We start from the raw sequence: 2,051 nt of genomic DNA on the forward strand, positions 1-2,051 counted from the left end.
TCTCCATTTGTTATTCTTACATATATAGTTTGAGGATTAATGGCTGATCCTGGGTTGTCTGGATCTTCATTAGTATGCATCGTTGGGTCTACTATAGCATTACTTCCTGCTAAGGCATCATCTAAATCTGTATAGTAACTTGCTGTTACATTTAATTCTCCATTTATGATAGCCATTTCGTAAGTAGTTAAGTCAAATTCTTCTATCATATCGTTTGGACCTACGATGTTTACATCATCACACAGCTCTAAATCTGTTGGATTTTCTGTTGGTGATGGGTTATTTAACACACGTATGGTTAATGTGGTCAATGAGAAACATCCTGTATCATTGTCTGTTACTCTTACATGTACCGTTTGTACTGCTGGATCTGTATTCTGATACATCGTTGGATCTGGTATCTCATTAGTATCTGCTTGTGCATCTGCTAATGTTTCATAATATGTTACTGTCCAACTTCCTACGGCGCCTGTGATTTCATCATTTTTAACGGTTAAATCAAATATCGCAAACTGATCATTGTTCTCATAGTAATTAGCATCTAACTCATCACATATTGATAAGGCTGTTGGCTGTATGATTACTGGCGGAAACTCTACTCTAATATCAAATTCTCCTAAACTTACACAGCCATTAATATTACTTACTAATCGTATATAAATGGTTTGTGGATTACTTGTATTTGTATAGTTTCCTGTGTTAACGATTGGGTTAGCGCCTGTTTCTGCTTGCGCTTGCGTAACATGATAGGTTAATACAAAATCTGCTGGACTTTGTGATCCTAGGATTTGTGGAGTCATCACCGTATTAAAATCAAACTGATTAACCCCATCATCGTCATCATCACAAATTATATAGTCTTCTAAATCTGTTGGTATTACTGGTGATGGCTCTACAATTAAATCCATAGTAACTATCGTATAACAACCTGTAATATCATTCTCTGCTCTTACGTAAATAGTTTGAACGTCTGGATCTATATTCTCGTAAGGCAATGTGCTTGGTATTGGATCTGTTGCGTTTTGTGCATTGGTTAAGGTTTCATAATAACTAATACTAATGTCTGGCTCTCCGTTAATAATGGTGGTTGTTTGACTGTCTAAATCAAATTCGGTATAAAAACCATCATTATCATCATCACAAGCTACTAATGGTGATGGTGTTGCTGGTGATGGTAATGGGTTTACTCTTAAATCTAAAGTAATTGTACTTACACATCCGGTAACATCATCTTCTGCTCTTACATATACGGTCTGTGGGTTTGGTCCGTTTGTATAAGGACTAAAAATCTGTGCGGCTGCATCTGCTGTATTTGCTCCTGCTTGTGTATCATAGTATGTTAACGTAATACCCGTTTGCCCATTTAGGATTTGTGCATTAGCATCTTCTAATGTAAATACTTCTTGCTCATCTCCTGGATTATTGTAATCACATAAATTTAATGGATCTGGTTGTACTAATACTGGTAACGGATTAACTATTAAGTTTAAATCGGTCACTGTATAACATCCTGTAGCATTATACTCTACTCGCACCCATATTGTTTCCATATCCGGTGTAACATTGGTATAGTTAGATGGTGTGCCTATTGCATTTGATGGTGCTTCTGCATCTGCTTCTGATTGGTAATACGTAATCGTTACTTCTGATAGGTCTATATCATTACTTGTATCTGAGTCTAATAGGTTTAATAGCTCGTCATTTGCTTGTGTTAAATCAAATGCAGCTAATCCATCGGTATCATCATCACATTCTTCTAATTCAGCTGGTGTTAATTCTATTTGTGGTGTTTCATTTACTATTAACTGTAACTCGACATAGCTTGCGCAGTCTGTTACTATGGTTTGACTCTCTACTCTTACATAAATAGTCTGTGTTTCAAAAACAATGTTATCGTATGGACTTGATAAGGCATTTACATTATTCTCTGCATCACTCATCGTTTCATGGTACGTCACTACTAATCCTGCTGCGCCGCCTGTTACTTGCGTGTCTGCATCGGTTAACATAAATTCTCCAAAACCATCACTGTCTGGATCACAAAACTCTAA

The 2,051-nt window shown here is 36.4% G+C and carries 1 pseudogene; it reads right to left on the reverse strand.

Going from position 1 to position 2,051, the window contains the following annotated elements:
- Window positions 1–2,051, reverse strand: a pseudogene (locus WA327_RS11435) (hypothetical protein); the annotation flags it as partial.

This window comes from Mesoflavibacter sp. CH_XMU1404-2, assembly GCF_037029465.1.
Lineage (GTDB): Bacteria > Bacteroidota > Bacteroidia > Flavobacteriales > Flavobacteriaceae > Mesoflavibacter.